Here is a 25,821-nt window from a genome sequence, read left to right as displayed (position 1 = left end):
TTTTTTAATTATTTTTTTAATATTTAGATAAAATTTCAGCATGATAAAGTTTTATATAAATTAAACCGTTCCAATGTATGAACTCCTGAATTTATTGTAAAACTATGTATAAATGGGAGGTGTAAATATTGAGTGATATTACTGTAATACTTATCAAATTTATATCATGCATCATCGCTTTTAGTATCGGACTAGCTCTATTTTTCCCAGCAACGCTCGTCCAAATCATTTCTTTTAGTCTCTTCGTCACAATCGTTTCTTATATGTTTGTTGATAAAATTATTTTAAATCGAATTGGCAATTCCGCTGCCATTATGACGGATTTCTTACTTACGTATTTAAGTGTTTGGATTTTCGGTAATATTTTATTAGACAACTACATGCAAATTGCATGGGGCAGTATCCTTTCTGCCATCGTCTTTACATTATCAGAAGTAATCGTCCATCGCTTTTCTAATTCCCACACAAGGCACAGCAATGATAACATTCGAATTAATCGCCGGTTTGCATATGGCACGGAGTTTGCTGAAGAACAGAATGTGTTGGATAAAGATAAGAAGAAATAAAGCCATAATTACTGATGCAAAAAAGTAGCTGTCTCATCAGTCGAATTTTTGACGATGTGGCGCTCCTTTTTGTTTTTTGTACTATCAATACGGTGAATGAAATTATATCAACGATTTTGGAAATATATCCATCGTAACTCTAATTATATCAACGGTTCGACAAGAAATATCGATTTATCGACAACGTTTGATAGCCTATCTTCAAATAAAAAAGCTGCCCCATTAAGAGACAGCAACTTCTGTAATTACGCTTTTACTTTTAAATCTTTTAACGTAATAACATCTGCAAATGATCCAAATACAACATTATGATGTTTTACAATATCTTCAGCGCGTAATACATCTGTGTCAAATGTGCTATGTGCATCACTTACTAATGTTACTTTATACCCTTCACTAAACGCTCTTCGCGTTGTCGTATCAACACAGTACTCTGTTTGCATTCCTGAAATAATAACATGCTCAATCCCTTTTCCTTGTAACACTTCGTTTAAGTTTGTCTTATGGAATGAGTCTGGAGTCGTCTTTTCAACGACAAGCTCCCCTTCTCGCGGTGCAATCGCCGCATGTACTTTCCAACCATCTGTCCCTTTTTCTAATGGATGATCCTTAGGTCCATTATGTTGGACATAAATAACCGGAATACCATTTGAACGACATTCCCCAATGAGCTCTTGCAACGTTTCTAAAAACTTTTCCCCATTATGTACTGGGATTCCTGCTGTATACATACCCGCTTGCACATCAATAACTAGTAATGCCTTTTTCATTTCACACAGCTCCCTTTATTTTTATAAGCCCCTGCATATTTATTATAATTGTTTATATTCTACCATCCAACAATCTTCTAATTTCCCCTCATGCAGTTCATGTTTCTTTAATATCTTCACCTTTTTAAATCCGCATTTTTCATAACAGCTTATCGCACGTTCGTTATTTACTTTAGGGTCCATTGCAATTGCTTCTGCACCCACTTCTTTCATAATGTATGTAATTGCTGCTTGAACGAGTTTTGTTCCAATTCCCTTTCCCCAATAGATTGGTTCACCGATAAATTGGTCCATTCCCCATACATTTTGTGATTCTTCATATCCATATAACGCTTTCCATTCAAAATCAACGGGATACATTTGAATGTAACCAATCGGCATTTCATCAAATTCTACTAAGCATCTTTTTTCATGACCGTTTGGATGATGTATAAAATGATCAAGCACCTTTTCTACAGATTGCGGATTATCTCGTCCTTCGTAATACTGCAGGACTTCTGGGTCTGTTAGCCATTTTGAAATGATAGGTGCATCGTTTTTTATTACGTATCTAACTAATAAATTTTCTTTTTGAAATAACATGTAGCACCTCTTTATTAGCATTTTATAAACTGTTAAACTTTATTTCAAATCAACATCATTCTTATTTAATAACCCCTACTCCTCCCATGTATGGACGCAATACTTCTGGGATTATAACTGAGCCGTCTTCTTGTTGGTAGTTCTCTAAAATAGCTGCTACTGTACGCCCTATAGCTAACCCAGAACCATTTAATGTGTGCACAAATTCTGGTTTTGCACCTGGTGTACGACGGAAACGTATGCTTGCACGACGCGCTTGGAAATCTTCACAGTTTGAGCAAGAAGATATTTCACGATATCCCCCATAACTTGGTAACCAAACTTCAATGTCATATGTTTTCGCAGCTGGAAATGCTATATCAGCTGTACATAATACGATAACTCGATAAGGTAATCGTAATAATTGTAGTACTTTTTCGGCATTCGCAGTTAATTTTTCTAACTCATCGTATGATTCTTCTGGCTTGGTATACTTAACCATTTCAACTTTGCTAAATTGGTGCTGGCGAATAAGCCCTCTCGTGTCACGTCCTGCACTACCAGCTTCAGAACGGAAACATGGCGTATGAGCAGTAAAATTAATAGGTAATTCTGCACCATTTAATATTTCGTCACGATAATAGTTCGCTAATGGTACTTCCGCCGTTGGAATTAAAGAGTAATCTGTGTCTTTTAATGTAAATACATCTTCTTTAAATTTTGGGAATTGTCCGGTTCCTATTAAACTATCGCTATTTACGATAAACGGTGGAATTACTTCCGTATATCCATGTTCTTCAACATGTAAATCTAGCATAAAGTTAGCTACTGCTCGCTCTAAACGTGCTCCCAAGCCATTGTAATATACGAAGCGGCTTCCTGTTACTTTTGCTGCTCGTTCAAAATCTAGTAACCCTAATTTTTCAGCAACTTCCCAATGTGGTTTTGCTTCAAATGAAAATTCGTTTATTTCTCCCCACTTACGTAATTCAACATTATCGTCTTCTGATGCTCCAATAGGCACTGTTTCATTAGGTATATTTGGTAATGCCAATAATATAGAATTCAATTTCTCTTCTACATTACGTAACTCATCATCTAACGTTTTAATACTTTCTCCTACTTCACGCATTTCACTAATAAGTTCATTTGCATCTTGTTTTTCACGCTTTAACTTCGCAATACGCTCAGATACTCCATTACGTTTACTTTTTAATTCTTCTACTTCTACTAACAGTTCACGACGATTCTGATCTAATTCTTCAAATGTATCCAATTCAAGAAACTCTCCACCGCGATTAATCAATTTTTTCTTTACTTCTTCAAAATTAGCACGTAATACTTTTACATCTAACATGTCTTATCTCTCCTTTAATAAGTGACTAATGTCATCTTCTTCGTTCACATTAAGCTCTTAAGATAGGGAATTTTACTAAAAAAACACAAAAAACTCCCGTCCCTATAAAAGGGACGAGAGTTAACCCGCGTTGCCACCCTAGTTGAAAGCATAGAATATAAAAGCTTTCCACTTAAAAAATTAACGGTTTTTAACCGGAAACGATTACTAACTTCACATTGAAGGGTTCCACATTTCGCTCAAGGAGGGATTCACAAGCGCTTTCTATCGGTTTACACCACCCACCGACTCTCTAAAAGAAAAGATACTTGTTACTATTTCCTTTCATAGCTTTTAAACAATATAAATTTTAATTATCATTACTTTACAATAATTCTGTTTATTTTTCAAGAAAATATTGTATCTTTAAAATAAAGTGTTCCTATAATCAAACCACAAATAAACTGGAGGTTATTTACAATGTCCCATATCACTTTGAAAGCAATAACTTCTATAAACTGGCGAGAAGCGCTTACTAAAACAATTTTCAATGTAACAAAGCAAAAAACTAAAACAATTTGGAGATGAGAATTTGAAGTCAACATTAATTATTCTTCGAGGAAACTCCGCAAGTGGCAAAACAACAATCGCAAAAGAACTGCAAGAGCATTTTGGCCAAGGGACACTACTAGTCTCTCAGGATGTCGTACGTAGAGATATGTTAAAAGTGCACGACACAATGGGTAACTTATCTCATGATTTACTATTTGAAATTACGAAGTATGGAAAAGGAAAATGTGAATTTGTTATTTTAGAAGGTATACTAAACAGTCGTAGATACGGTGATATGTTAAAAGAATTAATACATTATTTTAAAGGAAACGCTTATACATATTATTTTGATTTATCACTTGAAGAAACAATTAGACGGCATAATACGAGAGAAAAAAGACTTGAATTTGGAGAAGATTTATTAAGTAAATGGTATAACCCACACGATACAATTGAGGTTAATAGAGAGACTGTTTTTACAGATGATTTCACGCAAAGAGATATATTCCATGCGATTATTACTGATGTTACGATACAAAAATAAGACTGACTCTTTTTGTCAGTCTTATTTTATTATGTTCCTTGTATTTCAGTTTTCATAACGGAACAATCTTTACATAAGTAATAATATATATTCATCTCACCGAACAGAAAATCAACTACTGAAATAAGTTCCCGTTCTTCAAGATCTTGTGTAATTGTAGCAACATATTTCATCTCTTTCGAACAAGTTGGACATCCTAAATCTTCTGGAACATCATCGTATAGAGGCGCTCCTAACAATCTACATACATATTCCGAACCGAATAAGTCAAAAGCTTCCCAGTAACTATCTTCATCAGTAGGTATATCTTCATTTTTCATATTCGTTAGCTTTACATTAGTTTTTGGTAGATTGACCGGTAGCTTATCCTCATCTTCCATTATCCAATCTTCCGTATTGTCTTGTTTTATTATTTGTACCGTTTTACCACCATTACTTAACTGAAAATATTGTGGCTCCCACACCATCGAACAATTCAAGCAAGAGATGAATGGTAATACAATCAATTCAGCATTTTTAAGTTCAGCAAGTTTCCCATCTTTCAAATCAAAACAAAAAATTTGATGCATTTTCTCACCGCATAACTTACACAATGGTAATTCACAATCTTGACCACCGAAATAATGATTATATGAATCTTTCCCTTCCATTACTCTATATCCTTTTATTCCATCCCAATGTTCGCCATATAATTCCATTGTCATATTCTATCCTCTTCTCACTTATAAAGGTAATCCTCGATACAAATCTTTTAATAACTTTCAGTACATAAAACATTTTTTATTGTTGCTAATCATCATTTTTCTCATTCTTATCAACGTTATCTTTTTGGTATGAATACGATAATAAAATAATAACAATTTACAAGAAGACTGAGTTCTGTATCCATTCTGACACTATAGGGATTTGGAACGTTATAAACCCTAGTATAAGACTAAATAAAACAATTACTATTTTATGAATATTTTTCTCCTATTTATCTAATTGTATTTTAATAGTGATAGAAGAACAATATGGTTGTCAGAAATACAAATAAGGATTATATAATTCAATAGGGTTACTTTTACTGCTCACGGTACTCAGCAGCAAAATTAAGGTTTTATCATTTACATATCCTTCAAATTTTTCTAATTAATAACATTAAGGTGAAAAATAAAAGCCAGTCTCAATAAAGAGAGCTGACTTCTATTTGGATAACCATTATTATAAAATTTTCACTTTAACAGTTTGTCTTCCCCAGTTCATAGCTTTACTTTTTGAACCCATTAAAACATCAATACGATTTCCTTTAATAGCACTACCAGTATCACCAGCAATAGCTTCTCCATAACCTTCTACCCATACTTTAGATCCTAATGGTATTACCTTCGGATCTACTGCGATAATTCTCATATTAGGATTTGCCGTTAAATCATGACCCATCGCAGTTAAAACGCGTCCACCATATGTACCATTTTCACTTGGATCAGCAGTATACGCTGTCGCTACTACCGTTAATTCACGTTTAGCAGACTGTTTGTTATTTTTAGATACTTCTTGTGTCTTTGTTGCTTCTTTTGCTTTCGCTTCTTCTTTCGCTTTTTCTATTTCTCGTGCTTGCGCTTCTTTCTTAGCCTTTGCTATTTCCTGCGCTTTTGCTTTTTCTATTTCTCGTGCTTTTGCTTCTTCCTTAGCTTTTGCTTCTTCCTTTTCTTTTTCCATTTCTCGTGCTTTTGCTTCTTCCTTAGCTTTTGCTATTTCTTGCGCTTTTGCTTCTTCCTTAGCTTTTGCTATTTCTTGTGCTTTTGCTTCTTCCTTAGCCTTTGCTATTTCTTGTGCTTTTGCTTCTTCCTTAGCTTTTGCTATTTCTTGTGCTTTTGCTTCTTCCTTAGCCTTTGCTATTTCTTGCGCTTTCGCTTCTTCTTTTTCTATTTCTTTTACTTTTGCTTCTTCTTTAGGCTTTACTATTTCTTCTGCTTTCGTTTCTTCCTTAACTTTTACTCTCTCTGTTACTTTTGCTTCTTCTTTAGGCTTTACTATTTCTTCTGCTTTCGTTTCTTCCTTAACTTTTACTCTCTCTGTTACTTTCGCTTCTTCTTTAGGCTTTACTATTTCTTCTGCTTTCGTTTCTTCCTTAACTTTTACTCTCTCTGTTACTTTCGCTTCTTCTTTAGGCTTTACTATTTCTTCTGCTTTCGTTTCTTTCTGCTCTTTTGTTGTTTCTTTTGCTATTTCTTGTACTTTTGCTTCTTTCTGCGTTTTTACTTCTTCCTTTGCTTTAACTGCTTTTTGTACTTTCGCTACTCGCTTCGTTTTCTCTTCAGCTTTCTTTTCAATTGGTGCTGTACTTGATAGGAAAGAAACATTTGCATAAGCTGTTTTTCCTTTATACTCAAATTGCAGCCATCCATCTTTTACTTGATGTGTTGATTCAATTACATCATCTTGTTTCAGTCTGCCAAGAATTTCTGATTCTGTGTTTGCTTCAGTACGTACATTTAATAGGTTTGCTGTTACATGATAAATATCTTTTGTATACTCCGAACTTACAAACAATTCTTTACCATTTAAATCAATTTTTGACCATCCTTCTTCAGTATGTATGACCTTTAACTTTTGTCCTTCTTTTACTTTTTCGACAACTTTTGATTCCGTAGTTGGCTTTTCACGTACGTTGAGTACATCCGCTGTTACGATAGTTTCTGCGATAGCAGATGTGGTAAAAGCCCCCAATCCAAGAACTGTTGCTGTTGCTGCGCCAATTATTTTTTTCATAATAGCCTCCATTACATTTTTTTGAATTCTATGAAATCCTTCCATAAAATTAGGAAATTCCACAGAGTATCAAAACATTTGTAACAGTATATTAATACCACTTAATATACTGTTTTTAAAACTTCCTACTCCAATATTATCAAATTTTCATTTCTAATTCTATACATTATAAATCTACTTATCTTCTATAAACTCTTCATGACCTTCTACTTCACACTAGATAGTTGTCGCAATTCCTGCCAAAAATAAACTTACAATTGCTAAAAATGACGTTCCAGCTATTGCACCTCTTAAGTGAAACTTATAGTCTTTATATCCTTTCATTCCCTCAGTACTAGGAATAACAACAAACCTCGGAGTAATCCAGCAAAATATAAGCCAATCGATTATTAATAAATCTACTAAATTGAAAATCATTACAATCCCAAAAGTATGTAAATAGGCTTCAATATACAATAATTCCCCATGGTGATGTAGTATATATGTAGAAACTAAAGGCGTTCCGAAGAGAATAATATTGTAAATAATTCCGAAATAAAACGTTTGCTTTTTTTCATTTATCGATTTTGGCAAAACTACTTTTTGAATATCTTTCGGATAATCATTTAACCAAAGGCGAGGATTATAATACGTAGACCCAAATATCATAATAGACAGTATAAAAGACATGGAAATACCGACAATCACCATTTGTTCAAATTGCCCCACAAATGTCCCTCCTTATTTGAAATTTTGACGTACGTAATTCACTTAATTAGACATTGTATGCATGTTATGACTTAAAAATTATCTAATACCATTAATAAATTCTTTTCATTACAATCCGCTTTTTCCTAACGTCCATTCTTATTTCTTGCAATATGCATGCAAATTTAATAAAGTGAACATCTAATTAGTGTTGTTGAATTTCGCTAATTATTACAGAGTACATATTTTTTAATTTACATAAAGAATGGATTGGTGAAACGAATGAAAATCGAACATATAGCAATTTGGGTAAATGATTTAGAATTAATGCGTACTTTCTATACAAAGTACTTTAACGGTAAAGCAAACTCTTTATATCATAATGAAGCGAAACACTTTGAATCTTATTTTATTACGTTCGAATCTGGAGCGCGCCTTGAAATTATGCGTAAGAAAGGCATAGAAAACGAGCCTAACCTAAATATAACTGGCTATGCACATATGGCTTTCTCTGTTGGTAGTGAAGAACGTGTAAATGAACTAACAAAAACGTTAAAAGAAGCTGGTTATCCTTTATTAAATGGACCACGTTTCACTGGAGATGGCTATTACGAAAGTGTAATAAGCGATCCGGAAGGCAATCAAATTGAAATTACGATTTAACTTATCTTTTTCTTTTCTGAAGAACAAATGAAAATTAGTTTGGAGGAATACTATGCAAAATCTATATTTTAATAAATTTGAAGCGACAGACTTCAATTTATATTTCCAACTCGTATCAAATAAAGAAGTGATGGCGCAAATTACTGAGCGCGCTATTCCTTTAGACGAGGCGCAAAATGACTTTAAAAAATTGTTAAAACGCAATGAAAAGCATCAACTATTCGGCTCCTATAAAGTGTATGACTCTATTACAAATGAATATATCGGCCTTGGACATGTTACGGTAAATGAGGATAATGTAAAAGAAGCTGAAATTGGGTATATGATTTTGCCAGAGCACTGGGGAAAAAGATATGGTAGTTATATTGCAAGAGAATTAATTGAAATAGCGAAGCAGACAGATGTAAATGTACTAAAGGCAATTATCGATCCGAGCAATACCCCCTCTCGGAAGATTTTACTAAACGTTGGTTTTACATCTGAAAAAGTTTGCGAGATTGATGGATTGCCTGGGGAGATTTTGAGTACATATATTTAACTATATAAAAAAGCAATGCTACATTTGAACTAACCGTAGCATTGCCTTTATTTTTTTTATTATAAAAGTCCCATTTTCACCTTAATACGAACTAAATCACTATTTCTTTATCTCGTCTACTACACTTTGAACTAAAGAGATAAGAGCTTTCTTTGTATCCTCATCTGTTACTTTTGCATCATCACTAAATTTAGTCCGCACAGATGGGATTAATAACGAGCCATTTTGAACGACAATTGTATCTAGCATACCTAGTGTAAGTAATAAAGATTCATGGGCTTTATCCCCTCCCGCAATTGATGGTGAAGCTGTTATAATAGCCACTGGCTTTTTATAAAGTTCCGCTGATGAAACAAGCCATTCTAAAGTATTCTTCAAAACTCCTGGAATACTTTTTGCATACTCTGGTGTACAAATAATAAGTGCATGTGCTTCACTTAATGTCTTTCGAAATTCTTCAACAACAACCGGTGCTCCAACTCGATCTACATCCGGATTAAAATGAGGTAGTTCCTCTATCCCATTATAAATAGTGTAATCTATACCTTCTGGAATAAATGCTGCTAAAGTTTTTAATATGTTTGTGTTGGATGATCCTTCCCTAATACTTCCTGAAATCGCTATGATTTTTTTGTGTATACTCATATGATCCCCTCCTACAAACATCATACTTATGCAGTCAGAGAAAAATCAAAAATATTGAACTATTTAACAAGCTGTACATTCATCAATTTTGACATCTTGCTTTTGATTCCCTAATAAAAATACTACTGTCTATAAATATCTTTACTTGTTAATTTATAAATAACTCGAAAGGCTTCTTGGTCCCCAGACTCCATTTTATACAGCCATTCTTTTAATTCTACTTCATCCAAAATTACGTTACCCTCTCATGATCTTTCACACTATATTCGCCCGTTTCTCACAAAAGGTTCATTTTACATAAAAATTTTTTTATTACAATAAAGATATATTATATATTTTACAGAAAGGATGATTCGTATAATGAACAAAGAAGACAAACTTTATGCTGAAAATGTATTAAAACATCTCTTCATAGGAGCACAAGTTAATGGATTGCAATTTGGTATTTCTCCAGCAACTATAAAGATTCATTTTACAAATTTTGAAGCTGCAGTTGACTATGATGGGCAATTATATGTCAACATCGAATCGAAATGGTGTTTATTTAATAATCCACCAGAAAAGTACCCTTCTAATGAGGAGGAATTTGACTATTATACTGAGGAGGAAGAATATAAGAGAATTTTTGAAGTAAGAAGACAAAAAGTTACAAACATACAACTTGCTAATGAATCTCCGCATTTATTTATAACATTTGAGAACGGACAAATCATGTTTGTAAATGGTTTTCATGATCACTATGAATGCTGGCAAGCTGGGATCCAATTTGAGGATTGGCTTGTAGTTGCTGCACCTGGAAATGAAATCGCTACTTGGACTCCCGATGAATTTACTAATAAATAAGCTGTCAGAAATCACAATATAAAAAGTATATCTTGCACAAGGGGCAACAGATTTACGTAAATCAATTGATGGACTAGCGACTGTTGTAAAAGAAGAATTTGAAATTTAAAATCACCTCGTTTTAACAGGAAAAAGTGGCATTTTTACTATTTCTAATGTTCGCTAATGCTTATTGCGTGATTTGGTTCCATTGCTACACAAACCCCAATACCTACCCTTAGCTTGATGGGCATGTATAGTGCCCCTATTAGCATCAACGAGAAGGAATAGACCTTGTAAAAAAACATTTATAATTCCACTGATACGCAGAAAAATAAAAAGAGAATAATTCAGAAATTCCCTATGAATCATTCTCTTTTTATTTTCATATTTTAACATGCTGGATATGCCTTAGAACCCAAATAACGTTCTTTTACAAGTTGACGATGATGAAGCTCATGACCAGCAATTATGTTTGCTAATGCAAGAACCGTGACTTCAGAATTGTTCGCAATTCCCCTTTGTAACCAAGCTTCTTTATCTAAACTTTTAAGCAAATGCATAGTAGATTGGCGAACAACTATTAAATTCTCAAGAAGATCTTGCATAGATTGCTTATCAAAAGCTGCTCTAAGAACATACATATCATCGTTATATCCAGGAAGTTCTGCTGTCTCGCCTCTTGCTATGGAAAGCAATCGATACGCCATAATACGTTCAGTATCCGCAATATGACCGATTACTTCTTTGATACTCCATTTATTAGGAGCATATCTAAAATGTCCCTCACTATCAGAAATATCCTTCAACAAAAGATTCGTTTCCTTCATTTGTTGCTCTAGAATATGTATGATATCTCCATCTGGTATTAAGTTTATGTACGTTGAATAATACGGGTTATATTCATTTGCCTCTGGTCTCTTTTGCATGCTTATCATCCTTTTTATTTTATCCTTATATACAAGTTATCATAAATTATTATCATATTAATCAAAAAAATTTAATTTTAAAACAAAATGTCCCCATCCTATAGGATTACATTAACAAAGCGGCTTATCCCCCAGCTTCCAAATAAACCATCTTCCATGCCCTTCCGTTTCCCCAACCGTTTCACAATATTCGTTTCCGTTAATATAATAATCAATATGAAGGTCCCGGTCCCACATGTTGTTATATAGGTGGAATACATCACGTTTTGCACCAATTTCTTTAATTTGTTTTTCTAGCGTATGTTTTACATTTTCAGGTATTTGATTTGCGACGTGTGTATGGAAAATGCAGATTACAGCATCTTCCCTTATTTGATTCGCAATGGCTGGAAGAAGTGCTACACCGTCCCCTTCAATTAATTGTACTGATTTTTCTTTTACAAGCGTTGCTGCTTGATCGAATAGTTCAAGTCTTTCTTTATGTTCTGGCCAAATAAGCGCGCGTAACCATAAATAATCTTCTTCATCATTTAAATTATTCACATGTAAATCTAGTCCGATTCTTTCCATAACAGGTGGACTTTGTTTTAAAAAGGAGGGCTTCTTCTCCCCTTTTATTTCTGATTGTAAATGAACATTTGATTGTCTATTTCCATACATTTCTTCCGTTCCATATGAATAACGATATTGATCCCAAAATAGTTGTAATCCCGCACTTGTACCAATTTCTATTAACGCCAATGGTTTGTTCACTTTATTAAATATGTAACAGAAACTTGGATATAAATAGGCACATCGTCTTACTTCATTCGTTTGAACAAGTTTCGTTTGTAATAAAGAGATAATTTCTTCTCGATATACATGGCAAAAATCTTTAAATTGGTAAAAGGCATTTTCAAAATTTATATCAGCATTTTCAACTAAACTTTGATAATAGTTTTTTAAACTGTGCTCTTTTCCTTTTAACAATAAATAATGGACTGCACCTAATAATAAGTTTGGGACTGGTTGACCAGGTTGTGCGTAGGAAGCTAACGTAAGAACTTCCTCATCTTCAGAAATTTTTATTGATAAATATTCGTATAAGTCACTAGATCCTTTACATTCATTCACAGAAAAGTTTCGAAATAAGTTTGCGACTTGTTCTTTTGTAAGCATTGGTATCCCTCCTTAATTATTTTCAGAATAATCTTATCATTTATTTGTTATTTACTCTATTTTTTCAAATTAGATGTCACGAAAATAGAATTTTACTAGTTTCCAAAGATAAAACATAAAAATAGAAGTTTTTTTGACATAACATCAAACTGGAATTCTTCTCCAAATCCCGCTTTACTACTATGCTTTTTATCCTTATGACAGAAGAATTCTATGAAATAAAACGTTAAATAGTTTAAAATTATCAGATAACACTAGATATTTTAGTCTATTAATTATTATAATAGACTATGAGATGGTTATATAATTGAGACAAAAAAGGTAAGTACCTAGGTGGGGCCTAGGCGGTGTTTTCTTTTTACGGCTTAGATATAAAAAACACCTACTCTTTTTTGCCAATATAGGGGATGGAGAGATTATCATGAGCAACATGCAGCAAAAAACAGACGTTATCTTAATTGGCGCAGGAATTATGAGCGCAACGTTAGGATCATTACTTAAAGAATTGGCACCTGAATGGGAAATTAAAGTATTTGAAAAACTCGCTAATGCCGGAGAAGAAAGTTCTAACGAATGGAATAATGCTGGTACAGGACATTCTGCGCTATGTGAGCTTAACTATACATCCGAAAAATCTGACGGGTCTATAGATATTGGTAAAGCTGTAAAAGTAAATGAGCAATTTCAACTTTCAAGACAATTTTGGGCTTATCTTGTAAAAAGAAACTTAATTCGTAATCCACAAGATTTTATTATGCCACTACCTCATATGAGTTTGGTGCAAGGGGAAAAAAATGTAGAGTTTCTAAAAAAACGTTTTGAAGCGCTTTCAAAAAACGCTCTATTCCAAGGAATGGAATTTTCTGATGCACCTGACACATTAAAAAAATGGCTTCCACTCATTATGGAAGGTCGTAATTCTAATGAACCTATGGCTGCAACGAAGATTGACTCTGGAACAGATGTTAACTTCGGTGCGTTAACGCGCATGTTATTTGATTACTTAAAAACTAAAAATGTTGAGCTAAACTACAAACATAGTGTTGAAAATATTAAACGCACGAAGAATGGTTTGTGGGAAGTAAAAGTACATGATATGAATAGTGGCAAAATTGAACATCATACTGCGAAATTCGTCTTTATCGGCGGCGGTGGCGGTAGTCTACCTCTACTTCAAAAGACTGGTATTCCTGAGTCAAAACATATTGGAGGATTCCCAGTAAGTGGACTATTTATGGTATGTAAAAACCCAAAAGTTGTAGAGCAGCATCATGCAAAAGTATACGGAAAAGCTAAAGTTGGTGCTCCACCAATGTCTGTACCTCACCTTGATACGAGATATATAGACAATAAAAAAGCTTTACTGTTTGGACCATTTGCAGGCTTCTCACCTAAATTCTTAAAAACTGGCTCAAACCTTGATTTAATTGGTTCTGTAAAACCGAATAACGTCTTAACGATGTTAGCAGCCGGTGTAAAAGAAATGGGATTAACAAAATACTTAATCCAACAAGTTATGTTATCACACGAAAAGCGTATGGAAGAATTACGTGAGTTTATTCCGAACGCTAAAAGTGAAGATTGGGATACTGTCGTGGCTGGACAACGTGTGCAAGTAATTAAAGATACTGATGCAGGTGGGAAAGGAACACTTCAATTTGGTACAGAAGTTGTTAGTGCAAATGACGGATCAATCGCTGCGTTACTTGGTGCTTCTCCAGGTGCTTCTACTGCTGTTCACGTTATGCTTGAAGTATTAGAAAAATGCTTCCCAGAACGTATACTAGAATGGGAGCCAAAGATAAAAGAAATGGTCCCTTCTTACGGCGTATCACTAACGGAAAATCCAAGACTGTTCCAAGAGCTTCACGCTTCAACAGGACGCACACTTGGGTTAAATGAAAAAGAAGCTGTTCACAATTAATGAATAGATTAAAAAAACGACAAAATAAAAACGTCCGATATATTCGGACGTTTTTATTTTCTACTAGAAATTATACTTATCAATATTATCCTTCGTAAATACAACTCGTTCAGGTAATACGATAATACCATTTCCTTCTGCCTCATAGTCATACCCTTGAATAGAGTTCGGCTCTACTTTCACTTTTCCGATTCCTTTTACTTCAAAGCTATCCCCGACTTTTAACTTCTTCCCTTTTACAACAATTTCATTTGCAACATACGTTGCGAGGGCACCTTGTTGTTTTACATCCCATAATCCAAATTGTTGTACTGTTCCTCGTTTTACATAATCACGCATAACGTTCGGTGTCGAAAATCCCGTTACGACTACTTTCTTATCCATTTTCAAATTCTCAGCTGCTTGTGCCATTGCTGGTAGTGCTGTTGCATCTGGACATATTACTGCGTTAATATCTGGATACCTTTTTAAAATAATCTCTCCTACTGATAAAGATTTTTGCGTATTATTTTCACCAGACTATTTATCCCGCATTAACGGGCAATAAGACTCCCACCTCAAAATTCGGCTGGAGCAAAGAAGTTAGGTGGGAGATCAACTGCCCGTAAACGCCCGATTGGTGAGAGCTAATAATCAGTGGGGATGAATAACCCCCCCACTGATTAAAGTTTCACTTTATCGCTTCAACTGGAATAAACAAAATAACGAGCACATATGTTTAAGCAGTGGTCAATTGTTGAAAGGGATGAAGAGCATGTCACAGCTGAACTTTGAAGACAATTTGTTAACAAAAGTTGCTTGGTACTATTATAAAGATCAATTAACCCAGCAAGAAATTGCTTCACTTCTTCACATTTCAAGAAATAAAGTCGTTCGGTTGTTAGATAAAGCACGGACGGAAGGTGTCGTCACATTTCACGTAAAAGGTACTGGTTTGCACTGTTTAAGCATCGAACGTGATCTTATGAAAAAATTCCATCTAAAAGATGCTTTCGTTATTCCAACGCCAACTGAGGATTATGCATTTTCACTCGGAAAAGCTGCCGCACAATATTTAGAAACTCAATTGCAACAAGGTGATTTACTTGGGATTGGCTGGGGAGAGACGATAAGTAAAATGCTAGAAAACATTCATTTTGATAGCTCTATGAGTCTTTCAATCGTTACTCTTACAGGAGGCGTAAATCACTATATTCCAAGAAATCAAAGCTATTTAAACTACATGCAAGGCGATCTTCATATTATTCCTACCCCTTTTCTAACATCTACAAACGAAATGACACAAATTATTCTATCTGAACCGAGCGTGAAAGATATGCTTCACGTCGCTTCACTCGCTCATACAGCAGTAGTTGGCATTGGCAGCTTATCTCAAGACGCCACAATTGTGAAAGAAGAAAAATTAACACTACGTGAAATGACTTATATACGTAGTCAACACGGGGCTGGAGATATTTTAGGGCAATTTTATAATACTGACGGAAAACAATTAGAACTTCCCCATCATAACCGTCTTATCGGCACACCACTCTCTGTTCTTCAAAATATGAAACATGTCGTTGGTGTAGCTGGCGGTACGGAAAAGATAGCTGCAATTTACGGCGCCTTAAAAGGAAAGTTCATTCATACATTAATTACCGATGAAGAAACTGCCCTCTCCTTATTAAGAAAGGAAGGTGACTCTTAATGTCTACTCTATTAGCTTACGACGCTGGTACAGGGAGCATTCGAGCAGTTCTTTTTGATTTAAACGGTAATCAACTTGCTGTTAGTCAAAAAGAATGGATTCATAAATCAGATAGTCGTTACCCTGGTTCTATGAATTTTGATGTAACGGAAAACTGGCAGCTCGTTCAACAATGTACGAAAGAGGTTCTTCAAAAAAGTAATACGTCCTCCTCTTCTATTAAAGGTATTAGTGCAACGAGTATGCGTGAAGGCTTTGTTTTATACGATAAAAACGGGCAGGAAATATGGGCTTGTGCAAATGTTGATGGTCGCGCGTCAGCGGAAGTTAGTGAACTAAAACAAATTCGTTCCGAAATTGAAGAGGATTTATATAAAAAATCCGGTCAAACTTTTTCGTTAGGTGCTTTACCTCGCTTACTTTGGATAAAAAAGCATGAACCAGACGTGTACAGAAACATTCATTCTTTCACGATGTTAAACGATTGGATTTTATATAAATTGTGCGGCGTACTACAAATTGATCCTTCAAACGGATGTACGTCCGGTATATTCGATTTACAAAATAGAGCTTGGGATAACTGGGTTGCTGAGCAATGTGGTCTTACTCTAGCCTTTTCTCCAAAAGTAAATGAAGCTGGTACAGTTATCGGGAATATCACAAAACGAAGTGCTGAGTTAACAGGATTACATGAAGGAACACCGGTCGTTGCTGGCGGCGGAGATGCACAAATGGCATCGCTTGGAACTGGAGTTGTAAAACCTGAACAAACATTTATATGCGGGGGCAGTTTTTGGCAACAAGAAGTAAATATAACAAAACCAGAAACTGATCCAAATGCGGCACTTCGCGTAAATTGCCATGTCGTTCCTAACCTATGGCAATACGAAACAATCGCTTTCTTCCCTGGCCTTGTTATGAGGTGGTTTCGAGATGCCTTTTGCCATGAAGAAAAACGGCTCGCTGAAAAACTCGGTGTAGATGCTTATGAATTACTAGAAGAACAAGCGAAAGAAGTTCCTGTAGGCTCACATGGCATAATCCCCACTTTTTCAAATGTAATGAATTATATTTCTTGGCGACATGCTGCACCATCCTTTTTAAATTTGAGCTTAGATGCTGATAAATGCGGTAAAAAAGAAATGTTCCGGGCAATAGAAGAAAATGCCGCCTTCGTTACATTCGGCAACTTGAAATTAATAGAAGCTCTCACAGGTAAATTTCCTTCTGAAGTGATTTTTGCTGGCGGTGCTGCTAAAGGAAAACTTTGGCCGCAAATTCTTTCAGACGTTCTTGGAATCCCAGTGAAAGTACCAGTTGTAAAAGAAGCGGCAGCTTTAGGAACTGCAATTGCTGCTGGGGTTGGTGCTGGCATATATTCATCTATGGCAGAGACTGCCGAACAGTTTGTACAGTGGGAAAAAATATTTGAGCCAGTCACTGAAAATCATGAACTATATAAGGAATTCTATGAAACATGGAAAACTGTGTATAACAGTCAGCTCGCTTTAGCCGATAAAGGGCTCACCTCACATATGTGGATTGCACCCGGTGCTCTGTAACACATTACATAAAGGAGTGAAATATATGTTAAAAGCGAATGAAAATGATTTCTCCTATCGCTTCGGTGATAACGGGCCTAAATATTTAATACAAGGTCCAAATATCGATCTTGGCCTAGTCGTGATTCAGCCTGGGCAAGAGTTTCAAAATCACTATCATACAACGTGCGAAGAAGTCTTCTATGCGTTAGAAGGCGAAATAGATTTCTATGTGAATAACGAGAGAGTTCCGATCAAACAAGGGGATGTCTTGCAAGTTCGACCTCATGAATCCCATTATCTTATTAACCATTCTGATAAGCCTTTTAAAGCTGTTTTTATAAAGTCACCACATTTACCAAATAAAGATACTGTACAAACTGAAAATCCAACCTTAACGAAGGAGTGATTCCTAATGACTTGGGGATTTAAAAATCGATTAAACACAATTTTACCTGACGGCAGAGCGGTTATGTTAGCGATAGATCACGGCTACTTTTTAGGGCCAATTCACGGACTTGAACAACCGTTAGAAACAGTTAAAAACTTGCTTCCTTATACAGACTCCCTCTTTTTAACTCGAGGTGTACTCAGCTCCTGTATACCTGAAAACTGCAGCACACCAATGGTTATGCGTGTATCAGGCGGGGCAACTGTAGTAGGCAAAGATTTAGCGAATGAAACAATTGTTACACCTGTGAAAGAAGCAGTAAAACAAAACGCGATTGGCGTCGGCGTTTCTGTCTTTGTTGGATCAGACTATGAAACACAAACTGTTTCAAATCTCGCAAACGTAGTCTCTGAAGCTCACGATTACGGCCTGCCAGTACTCGGTATTACCGCCGTTGCGAAAGAACTACAAAAACGTGAAGCTCGCTTTCTAGCACTCGCCTCCCGCGTATGTGTTGAAATGGGAGCTGATATTATTAAAACGTACTACTGCGAAGGATTCGAAAAAATTACGAGCACATGCCCTGTCCCAGTCGTAATCGCGGGAGGACCGAAACTAGATTCAATCGAAGACGCATTAAACATTACGTACAATGCGCTGCAAGAAGGCGCAATCGGAGTAGACATGGGCCGAAACATATGGCAATCCGAACATCCATCTGCGATGATTCAAGCAATTCATGGCATTGTAAAAAATAGATTGAATGTGAAAGAGGCGCTGGAACTATATAATGATGTGAAAAATTAATGTAAAAAGATGGACTATTTATTATAACGGGTTCAGTTAAGAAGAGTAAAACTTGTTTTGACACTCAAACTACACAAGGAAAAGGATGGCAAGTGCCATCCTTTTTGACATACATTGAACTTTTACTGTTTTCAAGTTTTTTTCTTCGACTAACGAGCCAAAAATTTTAATCAACCTTTAACTTTATAGCTTTTGTAGCAATAAAAGTTTTAATATGCTTATCTAATATCCTTGTTCCACCAAAATCATCCTCGTAAAAACCCGTTATAACAAAACCAGCTTCAACTTGACCTTGGATTTGATCTTCTAGAGTATGTGCGTATTCTATTGTTTGATTTAAATTAATATAATCTTGAACTTCATCCTCTGGTAAATAATCCAATGTTGATGAAGGTATTGAATGTTTAACATCCAAAATACCTTTTTGTTCTTGGTTGTCATCAAAAATCCATAGTAAAGGATTTGTAAATCCAGAAATAAGAATACCTTTATTCTTTAAAACCCTTGAAATCTCATTCCATACAAGATGAACATCTTTTACAAACAAATTAGAAACAGGATTTACGACAATATCAAAATATTCATCTTCAAAATCACTAAGGTCTGACATATCTCCTTGTACTGTTTTTAAAGTTAATCCATCCCGTTCCGCTACCATTTCATCTTGTTCCAATTGCTTCTTAGATATATCAGTAACTGTTACATCTGCTCCAGCAGCAGCCAGTACTGGTGCTTGTTGCCCTCCACCTGATGCTAAACAAAGTATCTTTAATCCCTCTAATGACTTTGGAAACCAGTCTCTAGGAACTGATTTTTCTGTGGTGACTGTGATTTCCCATTCACCTGATTTACTTTTTTCAATAACCTCACTACTTACAGGCTCAGTGTATCTAGAACCTTCTTCAACCTTCTTATCCCATGCATTACTGTTTTGTTGTGTAGTATCCATTATAATCATTCCTCCTAACTATCTAGTTGCATTTTAATTGTGACATTATTAACTATTTACACCCTTTTTCTATTAACCTGCCGATAGTTAATAAATGGTTTTCTATATTTATTTTAACACATAAATATCCTATTTTTCTAAATATTTAAATTAATTGATTATATTGTAAAAAATGAGAATTGTTTCAGTTATAATAAAATATGAAAACAAAATAAAGGAAAAGAGGAATGATTATGCAACGAATGCCTTTTGAACGCCCTACTGATCATTATGATGAACGTTTATCTTCTATTGATGAAAAAATTTGCTCTTTATTAAAAGAACGGAAAGAACTTTCGAATGGGAATCCGGGTTTCCCACCAGATGAAGCCATTTCTAATTGGGCAAAGCAGAACGGGTTATATCCCGATTATTTAAATTCATTATTCTCATCTATGATGGACGAAGATGAGTTTAAACCTCGCGTCGAACCGACTAAGTTTAAAAAACATATACCCGTTTTAAAAACTTATGAACATAAAGAAACTGTGTATACTGTAACCTTTATTCGTCAATATTCTAACGCTAGTGTAATTAATTTATATAAGGAATGGGATCCAAAAAACAATACACTTAATGAGAATAATACACATAGCCTTGTAGAATTATCGATAAATGATACATACGATTGCTGGGCAGAAGGATGGACTGGAACAGATGGACATACAAGTTACCAATTCGTCATTTCCCCTGCTCTTCCTGATAACCCGTCTGGTATTAGCTTTTTATTTACAGAACGTAGTATGCCTTTTTCGGACAAGCATGAACGGCTTGAATTTGAAATTAAGTTAGATTAGATTAAAATAACGGACATATTATACGGTTAATATGTCCGTTATTTTTTGTTCTCTAGATTCACTAAAACCCACTCAATCACGATAATTGCCGAATGAATACGTTCCTTCGTATCTCCTAAGAACACTTTATTAAGCAAATCATCAAAATTAGTCGGTCTACTAAGTAATGCTTGAATATACCTTAAAGCAGATCCAGCTGGAGGTGTTGGTCTGTTATTAATAGCCCATATTCCCTCTAGCAATGTCCACATTGATGTGTGAACTATGTATGAAGCTTTTAACTCATCTTTTGCTTTCAAAGCAGCCTGAATTTTAATAAGCGAACTATGTAACCAATGAGAAATGCCTTTTACTTTATCACTAGAAACAGCATAATTTTCATAATTATGTTGAGCTATTTCCTTTAACCTTCTCAACTCACCGTTACTATCAAATAAAATTTCTCCTTCTAAAAAAGAGTATAATTCCATTGGATTATTTTTAAGGTTTAATTGAATTCTATTAAAATCTGCATACTTATATTCAATTAAAATACCTTCTCTCATTTCTGAATGAAAATCCTTCTTTTGTCCATTCTCTAAAAGAACATATACGTCTATATCGGATTCGGGGTATGCGTCACCTCTTGCGATAGATCCGATGAGCATTAACCCACTCACTTCATTCCTAGCGATATATTCATTTAGAATTTTATGTACTAACTCTTTATGGCTTTCATATGTAATAAATGAAAGATTTTCTATCATTTCTATCCCCCAAGTTATCGATCTATTCTTATAAGAATAGATCGATATTTCTCAGTTTCTAAAATAAGCAAACACCTTTTGAACGATATTGAATTATATTTTTTCTCATACATTTCCATTATACACACTGCTAATTGTTACATGCCGAGCTCTATTTTATTTTCACATACTTGTAAAATCCCTAGTCAAATTGCTTACTATTAATTCTTTGTGCAATTGGGTGATCATCCTTTAGTTGCAGTAGATCCCATAAATTCCCGTATAAGTCCTTAAATACTGCAACAATTCCGTATGATTGCTCTTTCGGCTCTCTCACAAATTCTATTCCTCTTGAAATCATTTCATTATAATCTCTCCAAAAATCGTCAGTATTTAAGAAAAGAAATACTCTACCGCCTGATTGGTTACCAATAAAGGGCTCTTGCTCAGGTTTAGATGCCCTCGCTAGTAATATTGTTGTGCCGACTGAACCTGGAGGAGATACCACTACCCACCGTTTGTTTTCTTCTGGCTGATAAATATCTTCAACTAATGTGAAATTTAGTTTCTTTGTATAAAATTCTATTGCCTCATCATAGTCTTTTACTACTAATGCGATATGAACTATCGATTGAACCATTATTGTTCCTCCTAATCTTACTCACTGATCGAGTTTATATTATAACATTTCTAGTTTTAACCTGTCCGTTAATTCTTCTTACATCACAGGCGAATCATTCTCTTTATTCAATATAAATAACCATCTATCAGTAAGCAGATAGATGGTTATTTATTCGAAAGAATATAATTAAACAAATGTATTTTTACGACTGTTGATAAGCCGATTTCGATGATTTTACATAATAAACTCCGTGCTCAACCTTAATGATATGATCTGGTTTTGGCTTACCGCGGCCCGCTCTATGTCCAGCTAAGTGCTCTTCACTCGTTTCCCAGTTCTTCCATGCTTCTTCCGATTCCCAGCGAATCATAACTACAACTTCTTCGTCTCCGCGTCTTACTTTTTTAACGAGAACACTTAAGTCGATGAATCCTTCAAATTTTTCAATAATGCCTTCTCCTGTGAAACGCTCTACAACTATATTAGATGTACCTTCTTTTACTGTAAATGTCTTCGTTTCGATAAACATATATTCCACTCCCTCTTTGTAATACGAATACTAGTATTCTTCTATTATAATTGATTATGATAATTGTTTTCAATTATAAAGTTTCAAATCTTTAGAATTATGCTGACTTCTCCTCAATCACCTCATCTAAAAATTTGAAATACGGAAGCAATATTCCTATTAAAGAAGTGACACATATAATCGAGCCAATGATAAAGTATAGTACTCTCACTCCCCACATTTCACTCAGTATTCCCCCTAATAACACACCTAATGGCATTGCCGATCGTATGAAAAATAATCGCACTGAAAATACTTTTCCTATCATATTACTTGGGACAGTTTGTTGGCATATCGTCGTGTTATGAACATTGAAAAATGCAATACATATTCCAGCAATTACCTCGATTACAATCGCAATAATAATACTATTATTTAAACCTAGTGAAATGTAAGTAAGGCCCCCTACGAATAATCCTCCAAGCATAAGTAATCTACGGCTCCTATACTTCACTTTCCCAACTAATATGGAACCAACTACATAGCCAAGTGGGAATCCTGCCATAAAATAACCGTATTCAGCATACCCTGCCGATAGTTCATCTTTAATATAAGGAAGATTCGTAACCATCGTTACTCCTACTCCAAATTGAACGAATGTTAGAAAGATACCAAGCCAAACGATAACTGGTTTTGTGAAAAAGTATGTAAACCCGTGAAGAAACTCTTCTAGCCACGTTTTTCGAAGTTCTTGCTTTATCCTCTTTTCTGTAATGAAAAGTAATAATCCTCCACTTATAAATAGACAAACGCACACAAAAAATAATGTAAGCTTCATTCCAATAAAATGAATGACGATACCACCTAATACTGGCGCTAGAAACATCATAAGACGATTCATTCCATCTATATATGCATTTGCATCTTGAAGCTGCTCTTTACTTACAATGCTCGGTGTAATCGCTTGACTGGCGGGTGTATACAGCGGCGTAATGAGCCCTACTATAATTTGAACAACGTAAATGTGCCATACTTCTACACTGTTAGTAACTAGCATTACTAAAGGCAGTAAGAAAACAGAGGCCCGCATCCATTGCGAAAAAATCATAATCCACTTTCTGCTCCATTTATCAATATATGGCCCGCTTATAAGTTGCAGTATGAGTGACGGGATAAAATATAGTAACCACATGCTACTTAATGCTGTTTTTGATCCTGTTAATTCATAAACGAGAATTGAATTACATAACGTCCCGAAAGCCCCGCCTAATTCTGAAATTGCACTGCCAATCCACATAAAAAAGAATGAACGATTTTTCAATACACTATTCACTATAGCTCACCAACTTTTCTATTAAATTCCTCCCTTTATGTACATTCCCGTTGTATATTATCTATTCAAAAATGCATCTAATTCTTTCGCTAACGACTGTACTGCTTTCTTTCTCAATACATATTTTCCGTCATGAATATCTACTAACTTTGCTGAACGTAACAATTTCAAATGATGATGTACTGTCGATTTTCCTAGTTGTAATCTTTCCGTTATTTCTTGCAATGTACGTTCTTTTTCAAACAACATTTTTACAATTCGCAATCTCGCTTCATCCCCGAGCGCCTTATGTTTATGAACTAAAAAATAACTCGGTTCATACGGATCTTCCGGATGTATACTTTCATTTGCGACCGGATAATGAAACACTTTCGTATCTTCAATATCAGCTTCTATGTTCCACGGTCTGTATGTAATTTGCGGGATAAGAAGTACGTGATGCACACTTGGCTCTGGCATATATGTAACGCCACCTGTAGTCCACTCGACAAACTCTTCCGGTTTCATCTTTTTATTCATTTCATTTTTCGCTTCATAATCTCGCTTTAATATAGAGAGCAGTTGCTCCTCTTCTTTCTTAATAACACCCTCATACCATCCTGTCATAACCGCGATTAAATGACCCTTTAGTTCTTGTACATCTGCATCACATATAAAGCCAATATAAGTAGAGAAAAACTGGTGATCATGTGCCAGTTCCTTTAATTCATGTATTGCAGTTACGTCTCCATTTGCTGCTAAACGTCTTTTTCCTTGATGCATTTCTCCTAAAAACGGTAAGCACACATATTTAAAATCTACTTCCGATAACGAATTGATATTGTGAACAAACTGAGATAAATCCGTAAAATCTCCATCATACAGTAACTGTAGCAACGCTTTCCACGTATTATGCTTCTCAACAAATTGTAAATGTTCTATCATTTCATGTGATAAAGATTGTCTTATTTCTTCCCATTCGCTTTGAGATTTTTCAAGCGTGTCGATTAACCTCTTATGAGTAATTGCCGCAATGCCAAGTGCGCATTCGAAAAGTATCGAATACTTCATTTGAACGTTGTATGTTTCCCTTTTTCTACTCGTCACGTGAAAGACTTCCATTTTATCCCCTCCTTATTTGCTATGTATTAAATTCTATATTTACCGAATTATACCTTCTAATTTTTTAGAATTTTAAAACTCTCTGAAACTTTATATTGCTACAAGTTTTTAAATTTAAGCTGCAGTTAATTTTCTTGTTCAACTATGAGGCAGGTTTATTGAAGAGAAAGGAGAATTTATTACGTTTATAAAAATGATTTGGAAAGCATAAGTTTATTTCTGCAATTACTACAACGGCGCCGTATTGTTCTTTTAAAAACTTCCAAACATCAATCAGATGATAAGTAGGTACGTTTCTAATTTCTCTAACACTTGTTGTTGGTCTATCTCATAGTTAAGGAGGCTATACGAATGAGTAAAAAAGAAATATTACAAAATGGAGTCAAGCAAGTTTTTTACGAAGAAGAATGGTACCCACCGATATCAGAAGCGTTAAAGAATCTTACTGCTGCACAAGCATGTTGGCACCCAGAAGGAACGGCCAGTAATACGATTTGGGAAAATGCAAACCATTTACTAATCTTTAAAGAGCGCTTACTTTCCCGCTTACATCAGGATGACACATTTGTTGCTCCACAAAATAATGATGACACTTTTGTCCAAGGTGGACCTAATGATGATGGTGCTTGGCAACAAACAGTGAAGCGAACGCTCCAAGTACATGATGCCTTACAATCTTCATTAACATCCCTTCAAGAAGCAGAACTGGATCAACCAAGTCCGTCTCTACCAGTTTGGCAACAATATATGAATATCCTATTGCACGATGCATATCATACAGGTCAAATTATACAACTTCGTAAACTCCAAGGTTCATGGCCATCTCATCGTTCATATTTATAAGCAACGATTAAAGATGATAGATAAGCATA

27 protein-coding genes, 3 pseudogenes and 1 other annotated feature are annotated in these 25,821 nt (G+C 35.0%); of the genes and pseudogenes, 13 read left to right on the top strand and 17 right to left on the bottom strand.

Features of this window, described 5'->3' with window-relative positions; all coding sequences use genetic code 11:
• The first annotated feature begins 128 nt into the window (after nt 1–128).
• A complete protein-coding gene (locus tag JFU54_RS16785; RefSeq protein ID WP_002032800.1) occupies nt 129–566 on the top strand; it encodes a YndM family protein in 438 nt (145 codons plus the stop codon).
• 245 nt (nt 567–811) lie between these two features.
• Here the strand turns inward: JFU54_RS16785 and JFU54_RS16780 are convergent, their stop codons facing one another.
• The 3 genes from JFU54_RS16780 to serS form a co-directional block, all read right to left on the bottom strand.
• Nucleotides 812–1,336 carry a cysteine hydrolase family protein gene (locus JFU54_RS16780; protein ID WP_002032801.1) on the bottom strand — a complete coding sequence of 175 codons (525 nt, stop codon included), beginning with the start codon at nt 1,334–1,336 and terminating at the stop codon, nt 812–814.
• Between the two features lie 42 nt (nt 1,337–1,378).
• Entirely contained in the window at nt 1,379–1,918 is a 540-nt protein-coding gene (locus JFU54_RS16775; protein ID WP_063218474.1) for a GNAT family N-acetyltransferase, read from the bottom strand.
• 61 nt (nt 1,919–1,979) lie between these two features.
• Entirely contained in the window at nt 1,980–3,254 is a 1,275-nt protein-coding gene (gene serS / locus JFU54_RS16770) for a serine--tRNA ligase (RefSeq protein ID WP_063218475.1), read from the bottom strand.
• A gap of 106 nt (nt 3,255–3,360) precedes the next feature.
• Nucleotides 3,361–3,591: a binding site (T-box leader), on the bottom strand.
• 234 nt (nt 3,592–3,825) lie between these two features.
• On the opposite strand from serS, the gene JFU54_RS16765 reads away from it, so the two are divergent.
• Nucleotides 3,826–4,329 (top strand): kinase, encoded by a 504-nt coding sequence (locus JFU54_RS16765; RefSeq protein WP_002084887.1) that lies wholly within the window; start codon nt 3,826–3,828, stop codon nt 4,327–4,329.
• Nucleotides 4,330–4,358: 29 nt separating this feature from the next.
• Here JFU54_RS16765 and JFU54_RS16760 read toward each other — a convergent pair whose 3' ends face one another.
• The 3 genes from JFU54_RS16760 to JFU54_RS16750 all read right to left on the bottom strand — a co-directional run bounded on the left by JFU54_RS16760 (nt 4,359) and on the right by JFU54_RS16750 (nt 7,791).
• Nucleotides 4,359–5,033 carry a hypothetical protein gene (locus JFU54_RS16760; RefSeq protein ID WP_201065512.1) on the bottom strand — a complete coding sequence of 225 codons (675 nt, stop codon included), beginning with the start codon at nt 5,031–5,033 and terminating at the stop codon, nt 4,359–4,361.
• A gap of 499 nt (nt 5,034–5,532) precedes the next feature.
• Entirely contained in the window at nt 5,533–7,083 is a 1,551-nt protein-coding gene (entB, locus tag JFU54_RS16755) for a cell wall-binding protein EntB (RefSeq protein WP_242489433.1), read from the bottom strand.
• A gap of 216 nt (nt 7,084–7,299) precedes the next feature.
• The gene (locus JFU54_RS16750; RefSeq protein ID WP_201065506.1) at nt 7,300–7,791 is read right to left on the bottom strand and encodes a nitroreductase; all 492 of its coding nucleotides are present in this window, start codon (nt 7,789–7,791) and stop codon (nt 7,300–7,302) included.
• Between the two features lie 261 nt (nt 7,792–8,052).
• On the opposite strand from JFU54_RS16750, the gene JFU54_RS16745 reads away from it, so the two are divergent.
• Nucleotides 8,053–8,433 (top strand): VOC family protein, encoded by a 381-nt coding sequence (locus JFU54_RS16745; RefSeq protein ID WP_201065503.1) that lies wholly within the window; start codon nt 8,053–8,055, stop codon nt 8,431–8,433.
• A gap of 52 nt (nt 8,434–8,485) precedes the next feature.
• A complete protein-coding gene (locus JFU54_RS16740) occupies nt 8,486–8,971 on the top strand; it encodes a GNAT family N-acetyltransferase (protein ID WP_201065491.1) in 486 nt (161 codons plus the stop codon).
• Between the two features lie 99 nt (nt 8,972–9,070).
• On the opposite strand, the gene JFU54_RS16735 is transcribed toward JFU54_RS16740, so the two are convergent.
• Both JFU54_RS16735 and JFU54_RS16730 read right to left on the bottom strand, forming a co-directional pair.
• Nucleotides 9,071–9,616, bottom strand: coding sequence for an NADPH-dependent FMN reductase (locus JFU54_RS16735; RefSeq protein ID WP_201065487.1), 546 nt, complete (start codon nt 9,614–9,616; stop codon nt 9,071–9,073).
• Nucleotides 9,617–9,706: 90 nt separating this feature from the next.
• Nucleotides 9,707–9,846, bottom strand: a pseudogene (locus tag JFU54_RS16730) (sigma-70 family RNA polymerase sigma factor); the annotation flags it as partial.
• 130 nt (nt 9,847–9,976) lie between these two features.
• On the opposite strand from JFU54_RS16730, the gene JFU54_RS16725 reads away from it, so the two are divergent.
• Together JFU54_RS16725 and JFU54_RS30375 are read left to right on the top strand one after the other, a co-directional pair.
• Nucleotides 9,977–10,459 carry a hypothetical protein gene (locus JFU54_RS16725; protein WP_201065485.1) on the top strand — a complete coding sequence of 161 codons (483 nt, stop codon included), beginning with the start codon at nt 9,977–9,979 and terminating at the stop codon, nt 10,457–10,459.
• A 34-nt stretch (nt 10,460–10,493) separates the two neighbouring features.
• Nucleotides 10,494–10,568 (top strand): annotated as a pseudogene (locus tag JFU54_RS30375) (hypothetical protein); the annotation flags it as partial.
• 262 nt (nt 10,569–10,830) lie between these two features.
• On the opposite strand, the gene JFU54_RS16715 reads toward JFU54_RS30375, so the two are convergent.
• Together JFU54_RS16715 and JFU54_RS16710 are read right to left on the bottom strand one after the other, a co-directional pair.
• A complete protein-coding gene (locus tag JFU54_RS16715) occupies nt 10,831–11,367 on the bottom strand; it encodes a DinB family protein (protein ID WP_016101170.1) in 537 nt (178 codons plus the stop codon).
• Nucleotides 11,368–11,478: 111 nt separating this feature from the next.
• A complete protein-coding gene (locus JFU54_RS16710) occupies nt 11,479–12,525 on the bottom strand; it encodes a DUF2332 domain-containing protein (RefSeq protein WP_201065483.1) in 1,047 nt (348 codons plus the stop codon).
• Between the two features lie 421 nt (nt 12,526–12,946).
• On the opposite strand from JFU54_RS16710, the gene JFU54_RS16705 reads away from it, so the two are divergent.
• Nucleotides 12,947–14,449: a malate:quinone oxidoreductase gene (locus JFU54_RS16705; protein WP_002127892.1), complete on the top strand. Its 1,503-nt coding sequence runs from the start codon at nt 12,947–12,949 to the stop codon at nt 14,447–14,449.
• Between the two features lie 63 nt (nt 14,450–14,512).
• Here the strand turns inward: JFU54_RS16705 and JFU54_RS16700 are convergent.
• Nucleotides 14,513–14,965: pseudogene (locus tag JFU54_RS16700) on the bottom strand (substrate-binding domain-containing protein); the annotation flags it as partial.
• Nucleotides 14,966–15,203: 238 nt separating this feature from the next.
• Here JFU54_RS16700 and JFU54_RS16695 point away from each other — a divergent pair.
• From JFU54_RS16695 to lsrF, 4 genes are read left to right on the top strand one after another with little or no spacing between them, the layout of a single operon-like run.
• The gene (locus tag JFU54_RS16695) at nt 15,204–16,136 is read left to right on the top strand and encodes a sugar-binding transcriptional regulator (protein WP_002165567.1); all 933 of its coding nucleotides are present in this window, start codon (nt 15,204–15,206) and stop codon (nt 16,134–16,136) included.
• Nucleotides 16,136–17,698 (top strand): autoinducer-2 kinase, encoded by a 1,563-nt coding sequence (gene lsrK / locus JFU54_RS16690; protein ID WP_201065481.1) that lies wholly within the window; start codon nt 16,136–16,138, stop codon nt 17,696–17,698. Before JFU54_RS16695 ends, lsrK begins: the two co-directional genes overlap by 1 nt.
• Before the next feature lie 25 nt (nt 17,699–17,723).
• The gene (locus JFU54_RS16685) at nt 17,724–18,086 is read left to right on the top strand and encodes a cupin domain-containing protein (RefSeq protein WP_000909986.1); all 363 of its coding nucleotides are present in this window, start codon (nt 17,724–17,726) and stop codon (nt 18,084–18,086) included.
• A 6-nt stretch (nt 18,087–18,092) separates the two neighbouring features.
• Nucleotides 18,093–18,875 (top strand): 3-hydroxy-5-phosphonooxypentane-2,4-dione thiolase, encoded by a 783-nt coding sequence (gene lsrF / locus JFU54_RS16680; RefSeq protein ID WP_193653300.1) that lies wholly within the window; start codon nt 18,093–18,095, stop codon nt 18,873–18,875.
• Between the two features lie 166 nt (nt 18,876–19,041).
• On the opposite strand, the gene JFU54_RS16675 is transcribed toward lsrF, so the two are convergent.
• The gene (locus JFU54_RS16675) at nt 19,042–19,824 is read right to left on the bottom strand and encodes a class I SAM-dependent methyltransferase (protein ID WP_016101165.1); all 783 of its coding nucleotides are present in this window, start codon (nt 19,822–19,824) and stop codon (nt 19,042–19,044) included.
• A gap of 233 nt (nt 19,825–20,057) precedes the next feature.
• On the opposite strand from JFU54_RS16675, the gene JFU54_RS16670 reads away from it, so the two are divergent.
• Entirely contained in the window at nt 20,058–20,660 is a 603-nt protein-coding gene (locus tag JFU54_RS16670) for a chorismate mutase (RefSeq protein WP_012261172.1), read from the top strand.
• Nucleotides 20,661–20,698: 38 nt separating this feature from the next.
• Here JFU54_RS16670 and JFU54_RS16665 read toward each other — a convergent pair whose 3' ends face one another.
• The 5 genes from JFU54_RS16665 to JFU54_RS16645 form a co-directional block, all read right to left on the bottom strand.
• Entirely contained in the window at nt 20,699–21,406 is a 708-nt protein-coding gene (locus JFU54_RS16665; RefSeq protein ID WP_201065479.1) for a nucleotidyltransferase domain-containing protein, read from the bottom strand.
• A gap of 181 nt (nt 21,407–21,587) precedes the next feature.
• Nucleotides 21,588–22,025, bottom strand: a complete 438-nt coding sequence (locus JFU54_RS16660; protein WP_078176498.1) for a VOC family protein — start codon at nt 22,023–22,025, stop codon at nt 21,588–21,590.
• 184 nt (nt 22,026–22,209) lie between these two features.
• The gene (gene hmoA / locus JFU54_RS16655) at nt 22,210–22,536 is read right to left on the bottom strand and encodes a heme-degrading monooxygenase HmoA (RefSeq protein ID WP_000469495.1); all 327 of its coding nucleotides are present in this window, start codon (nt 22,534–22,536) and stop codon (nt 22,210–22,212) included.
• Nucleotides 22,537–22,633: 97 nt separating this feature from the next.
• Nucleotides 22,634–23,848: an MFS transporter gene (locus JFU54_RS16650; protein ID WP_201065477.1), complete on the bottom strand. Its 1,215-nt coding sequence runs from the start codon at nt 23,846–23,848 to the stop codon at nt 22,634–22,636.
• 57 nt (nt 23,849–23,905) lie between these two features.
• On the bottom strand, nt 23,906–24,949 hold the full coding sequence (locus JFU54_RS16645) for an ArsR/SmtB family transcription factor (protein ID WP_201065475.1): 1,044 nt from the start codon (nt 24,947–24,949) through the stop codon (nt 23,906–23,908).
• A gap of 351 nt (nt 24,950–25,300) precedes the next feature.
• On the opposite strand from JFU54_RS16645, the gene JFU54_RS16640 reads away from it, so the two are divergent.
• Nucleotides 25,301–25,792, top strand: a complete 492-nt coding sequence (locus tag JFU54_RS16640; protein WP_113709971.1) for a DinB family protein — start codon at nt 25,301–25,303, stop codon at nt 25,790–25,792.
• Nucleotides 25,793–25,821: the final 29 nt, after the last annotated feature.

Source organism: Bacillus sp. TH19 (assembly GCF_016651075.1).
Classification (GTDB): domain Bacteria; phylum Bacillota; class Bacilli; order Bacillales; family Bacillaceae_G; genus Bacillus_A; species Bacillus_A mycoides.
The sequence above is the reverse complement of the archived record's forward strand: the minus strand, read 5'-3'. Positions and strand labels throughout refer to the sequence as shown.